Consider the following 6,458-nt stretch of genomic DNA (forward strand, 5'->3'; position numbering starts at 1 on the left):
AAGTGGATTGTTGGCAGGCACAAAGAAATAATCTTGGCTCCAAGATTAATTGGCAATTTACAACTGATCAAGCCAGGATAAAGTTAAAACGACTTTACCCGACACTTGTAGCTTGACGCAACACTAGAGCATTTTGCTTTTGAAATTATTCAATTTCAAAAGCGGCGCTGCCATCATTTCCCCGCAAGCGGGACAAGCGCCTGAAAAGCGTGGTTTTCAGGCTCATTCGGCGCGGGCGTCCGCTCCCGCGGCCGCCAGAGCGGTTGCTGTTTTCAACAGCAAACCGCTCTAGAGCAGATTACCTTTGACTTTTTATGAAAGTCAAAGGTGGCATTCAGGCGAAAAACGCGGTTTTCACCTGAATATACACCGCGTTGCGGCGGCTGCCGCTTTCGCGTCAGCAGAGCATTTTTAAAATGAAAATGCTCTAATGCAAACAGCCGGGCTCGCGCAGCCTGCCCGGACGGCAGAGCCTGGTCAGGCGGCGCAAATATTCCTTGCGTTTGTTCAGAAAAAAAGCCAAGGGCCGCGAGAAATTGCGCCCTAAAAGGCCGTCCACCAGCATTTGGCTGATCTCGCGCTCGCGCGTGAGCACCAGTTGCGAACGGGCCAGCACGTTTTTGTCGGCCGCGGGCATGGCGCGCGCGATCTGCCGGAAGGCATCCTGCGCCCGGGGCTGATAATACCAGAAGTACATGAGATCCAGGGCATTGATGATGAAGGCCCGCTCCAGCTCCCGGCCCTCGGCTCCGCCCCGCCCGTGCAGGCCGCCGGGCCGGGCCAGTTTGATCAGCGCGTCTTCCTGGGGAAAGAGCAGCTCCAGCCGGGTATAGCAGGCAAAGACCTCGGCCAGTTTGCTTTGGTAATCCCAGCGGCGCATGCGCAGATTGACCTGGCTGTCGGCATAGCCTTCGATCAGGGCCGCCACGGTATCCGAGGCCATCTTGGAAACCACGGCCGCGCTGGGCACAAGATATATTTCCGGGTCGTTCACGCCCAGCAGCAGGATGCCCTCGAAAAGCAGAAGATTGTACAGCGAGGAAACCGGAATGGCCAAAGCGCTGCGGAACAGATTGCCGACGGCCGCCTCTTTGGGAAAGCCCCTGTAAATGTTGTGGGCGAAGATATAAAAACCGTTGACGATATTCAGCACCGTGAAGACCAAAATCGGATCTTCGGCCACGTCCACGCCCAAGCCGTCCTGCAACAGCCAGACCCGCACCATGACTTCCAGCAGCAGGACCGAAATGCCGGTATACATCAGCGAGTCGCACAAGCGGCTGACGCTGATCTGATCTTTCCAGTGAATCAGCGTGTCGCGCGTGGCCCCCTTGGCGGCCAGCACCATTTGCACCACATTGCGCGCGCCGGTGATCCCGAACCAGATGAAGGTGCCGAACCAGGCCAGAAACCACCAGTCCTGGGTATATAAAAAGGAAAAGAACGCCGGGATGAAACCCAGAAGCACCTTGAGCCAGTTGCTCACCGCGCTGTTCAAATAGGAGAGCCCAGGACTGGCCGCGCGCTCGGCCCGTTTTTTTTTGAGCAGGCTGTTGCCTGCGGCACTGTTCAGTCCGCCCAGATTGACCACATTGCCGTGCGCGCAGATCCGGCAGTCCTCGCTGGCGGTCTTCCATTGCCGCCGCCGTTCCATGCCCAGATGGCGGCAGCCGGGCAGCCAGCGCAGCTTTGCCAGCAGCCGCTGCCAAGTGGAAGGATTGCGCGGCGCACGAAAGCTCAGGCACTCTTCCACCGGCGAGCAAATGGGAATGGGCCGCGTATGCTGCTGCTTGCGCCGCAGTTCCGCGAGGCTGCGGCGGGGCACGGTTTCCTTGAGTACCAGCCCCATGCCGAAAGAGAGGCGGCTGGCCGAACTGGTGCCTAAACGGGATTTAAGCGGATTGTGCCGGTAGTGTTCCCACAAGTTGGGCACATCGCGCAAAATATCCTGAAATTTTGCCGCCCGCTCGTCCTCGCCCCTGCTTTCCATATGCCGGATCATCCGGCGTACCAGTTGCTTGACGCGCGGCCCCAGCCCCAGGTTGAGCGCGCGCTGCAGTTCGCCGATGGCGGCAAGGCCGGTCAACTTCCCTTCCATCCAGCCTTTCATGTTGAAGATTTCCAGATGGCTGATCGCGCCCCCGCAATCCCAAAGCAATTCCGTCACATCTTCCACGCTCAGCCCCGCCGTGCCGAGCACCATGCGGTAGCCGGGATTGAGCCCCTGCAACTCGCGCGTCAGTTCCTGCGGCGAGAGACGCAGAAGCGCGGGCATTTCCGACAGCGGCGCGGGTCGGCTCAAATCCGGCATCTCAGGATGTTTTTCAGGCGAAAGCCAGTCGTCAATAATCACATCAGGCCCCAGATTTTCCAGGGCCTCCAGCTCGGCGCGGGCCGCCTGATCCCCCTTGTCGGCCAGGATGGCCGCGCGGGCCTGGAGGGCGGGTTGCACATGCCGGTGCAGACATTCAGCCAGATGCAGCGTTGAAGCCTGCCCCCGCCCCACAAACTGCAAAAAGGCTTCGGCCGTAAGTTCCGGCAGCGGCACATCCCAGGCGGCCGCAAGCCTCGGACGCTGTGCGGCGTTCCAGGCAGCCAGAACCTGCAAGAGTCTTTCCTGCCGCCAGCGCAGAACTTCCCTGCCGCGCCCCATCATGGCCTGCACCCCGGGGTTTTGCAGAAATTCCAGAAAATCGCGGTTGGAGCTGAAACCGCGTGGAATCCACAACAGGCTGACAAAACGGTCGTAAAACGGCAGTTGGAATTCCAGGCCGATGCGCACAACAATGCCGGTGATCTCCGCGGCGCGCAGCAGTTCCGCAGCCGCTTCCTGATCCACGCAATACTCATAGGCCACGGTAAGCCTGCGCAGCCCCTTGATCCAGGCGTCCATGATCAGATGCGTGGGACTTTTGCGCCCCTTGGTATTGGCATCGTAGACATGATCGTCAAAGGCCAGTTGATTCCAGGCCTCGGGCATTTCCGGCAGATGATGCCGCGCGAGCATGCGCCGCACAACTCTGGGCGTGCCCTGCACCGTGCGGCGGAAATCGTGGGCCAGTTTGAGCTGCGCAAGCCGCCGGCCGTGGGCGCGCACCATGCTTTTCATGATCTGCATGAGCACGCGGGCCGTATTGCGGCGCAGCAGAGAATGCGCGCTGGTCAACACCTCGTCGTACAGAGTCTGCAGGGCCAGCAGGCGATCTCCGGCCTGCGTTCCGCCGTTTTCCAGGCTGTGCAGCAGATTGATCACCGCGTAGGCCATGCGCGAAACCGGCGACGTGGCCAGCTCCTTGATGCCGTGGGGGTGCAATTCGGGATCAAAGAGGCAATCCTCGGAAGGGCCGCAATGGGATTCCAGAATGCGGTTGACCAAAGCCAGGATATCCTTGTCCTGTTGATCAAAATAAAGGCTTGCCCTTCTTCTCGCCATGGCCTGCTCCTTAGAGCATTTTTTGATTGAAAATATCTATTTTCAATCACTTCGCTGCCATCATTTCGCGTCCAGGCTTCAGCCGTTGCGACGAAGGAAGCTACGGATGGAGACAGCAATTAGAGCGGTTTGCTGTTGAAAACGGCAACCGCTCTGGCGGCGCGGGCTCCAGCTAACGCTGCTCCAGAGCTCTCCCCGCTCCCGCATGCGCGCAGGATCATCCTTGTGCTGTTTTTACCGCCGGGCGGCACAGACAACGCAGCCCGCCGGGAGGTGCGCGTTCCCGGCGGGCAAAAAAGTCATTTTCTCGGCATGCTTTCCAGAGCGTTTTGCTCATGAAATTAGCTAAACGCTCTCAACATGGCAGACCATGTTGCCGCAGACGCCGAACAATGAAAATGCGTTGTTATCGCGCCCCGCTTTCCAGGGCCGCTTTGCCGTGCGGCCTGTCCCGGCCGGGCCGGCGGCGGGCAAATCCCGCCCGATACATGTTCGGGGCGCTTTGCCTGCCGTCAGATAAACTCGTCCATGCGACCGGACCTGACCTTCTGCAAGAGCCGCTCCGCCGCGCCGCGCTCCTGTTCGGGCAGGCCGTCCAGTTTTTCGGCAATCAGCTTTTCTCCCAACTGGCGGGTGTACGGCGTGGCGTAATTGAGCAGAAACTCCATGAAAGAGGCTATGGAATTGGGCCCGCATTGGCTCTTCATGCCGCATTCCTGCACCATGGAAAGAAACTCCGAGCCGCTGCGGCCCAGGCGCGGGCAGGCCGTGCAGAAGGACGGCAGATGGCGGGCTTCTTCCAGCAAAAAACGCACCACTTCGTCCAAGTGGCAATCTTCGCCGATGGGGAAAGGCACCTTTTCGCCCGGCGCTTCGGTCCAGCTTTCATAGGGATTGGCCACGCTGCCGGTCAGCAACTGCGAGCAGCCCGCGTTGCAGCCGTCGCGCCAGAGCCCGGCGGGCTCCTTGGTGGTCAGGACGATGCCGGTATAGGGCACGGCCAGCCGCATAATCGCCACGCAACGCAGATATTCCCCGTCGCTCACCGGATAGGGCGCGGCAAAGCTGCTGCCGGGCGCGGGGCGCAGGCGATGCATGCTCACGGTACGGCTGCCCGCGTCATAGACCCGCGTCAAATGCGCCGCATGCAGCATGACGGCAAGCAGATCATACTGCCAGGGCCCCAGCCCCAGCAGCAAACCCAGGCCCGTATCGGTCACCCCGGATTGCAGGGCCGTGTCCGCGGCCTTCAGCCTGGTCTGATAATCGCTCTTGGGCCCGCTCAGATGCGCTGCGCGATAACTCTGCTCGTGATAGGTGTCCTGATAGATCAGCACCGTGCCCACGTCCACGCTCTGCAGGACCGCGTACTCCTCGGGTTGCAGCGGCCCCACGCTCACATTGATCCGGCGGATTTCGCCCAGACCGTCAAAGACCGTGTACAGCACGCTGACGGCCTCGGCCAGATACTCCACATCCGCGTTGGGCAATTGGCCGCTGACCAGAATCACGCGCTTGTGGCCCTGGCGGATCAGCTTGCGCCCTGCCTCGCGCATTTCCGGCGGCGTCATGTACTTGCGCGCCACTGTTGTATTGCCGCGGCGGTTGGCGCAGTACACGCACTCGCTGCCGCAGTGGTTGGAAATGTGCAGGGGCGCGGAAAGCACGATGCGATCGCCGTAAACCTTCTGCTTGACCTGATCGGCCGCTGCCAGCAGCCGCGCCAGATCTTCGCTTTCGCAGACCCGCATCAGCGCCGCAGCCTCCTGAATGCTCAACGGCTCCAGAGCCAGCGACTTATCGAGAATATCGGTCAATTCGGCGCTGTCCGGAGCTTTTTCGCGGCTCAGGGCATTGTCTATGGCGCGCGCATCCAGCCAGGGGGGCAAGGTATCCGTAGGCATGCTGACCATCCTTCAGACAGAATAAATGATGTATAGTGCGGCCGCTGCCGCATTGCGCCCGGGGCGCTGTTTCCAAAGCAAGGAGTTTTGTCTCTCCGGCAATGCCCGGAGGCTGGAGCGGGGGACCCGGTTCAGCGCGCGACGCGTTGAGGAAAACCGGCTTTGTGCACAGGCAGCGCCTCCCGCGCGTCAGCCCTGGCCTCGCCCCCTGGCGGCAGTGACCGCTCACGGATCAGGGCAGCAGCGCCGCACATACCGTCAGCATTGCCGACACAGCCGAAAGACAGAGGAACCCATTTGGAAATATCTCCTTGTTCGCATGGCGGCATTTTAGCACAGCCGGCGGCAAATGGCTAGTTATCTATTTCACATATCCCCGCTGCCCCGCCCAGGAGGGATTCTCCTTTGCGATGGTTTTCGTAAAAAATTCGAGGGTATTAACCAGCTGATGTTCACAGCCCCAACAGGTCAGCTTTTATGCGGGTTTCCTGCCCACAAAACATTCGTTGGTTAATACTCTCAATTTTTTTACTCATAAATTTCACCTCGTTCAGTGTTTTTTTCGTTCAACACCCGGCTTGAAAGCGTTCGGGAGCCGGCTTCTTACTTCCCTCGTACACCGTCTTTTCCTCATCGTAAATGATCGGCTGATCCGGCCCAGGTTTTCCCGTTTTTTTCTTCAGCCATCGCGCAGAGTAATTGCTTTCGCCATTTGGAGGTGCTTCTAAGGCATAGCCCTGATGAGATAGCGCACAGCCCGGTTTACCGGACGGATTTCCTGGGCTGTGGGTGTGCCCTTGAAACGTCAAACCCCCAAGACGTTCCTATGCCATTTCCAGCCGAACCACGATCTCCTGAAGAATAGGAATAAAATGGTCCTGAACCAAACCCGCCATACCATCCGAGAGCGTGACCTCCAAATCGGCCAGTGATATTTCGTATAGAATCCCCCTGGAGTTGCCCCGGCCCTCCGCTCTGATGCGTCACCACGCCATAGAGCATTTTCACTTTTATTTTATTTAGAAATCGTTTAGATTGCAGAGATGAAATTTGCATCTGAAGAAATCCGAACCAAGGCTGTTCATGCGTATCTTGATGGAAAAGCAACAGCCAGGCAATTG

The 6,458-nt window shown here is 59.1% G+C and carries 3 protein-coding genes; all 3 read right to left on the reverse strand.

The window, feature by feature from the left end:
- Positions 1–427: 427 nt before the first annotated feature.
- Positions 428–3,433, reverse strand: coding sequence for a hypothetical protein (locus G7Y51_RS12835; protein WP_165178092.1), 3,006 nt, complete (start codon positions 3,431–3,433; stop codon positions 428–430).
- A 512-nt stretch (positions 3,434–3,945) separates the two neighbouring features.
- Positions 3,946–5,337: a [FeFe] hydrogenase H-cluster radical SAM maturase HydG gene (gene hydG / locus G7Y51_RS12840; protein WP_165178094.1), complete on the reverse strand. Its 1,392-nt coding sequence runs from the start codon at positions 5,335–5,337 to the stop codon at positions 3,946–3,948.
- 762 nt (positions 5,338–6,099) lie between these two features.
- The coding region (locus G7Y51_RS13625) for a hypothetical protein (RefSeq protein ID WP_206214343.1) at positions 6,100–6,458 on the reverse strand (359 nt) is incomplete at its 5' end.

Source organism: Desulfovibrio sp. ZJ369, assembly GCF_011039085.1.
Lineage (GTDB): Bacteria > Desulfobacterota > Desulfovibrionia > Desulfovibrionales > Desulfovibrionaceae > Desulfovibrio.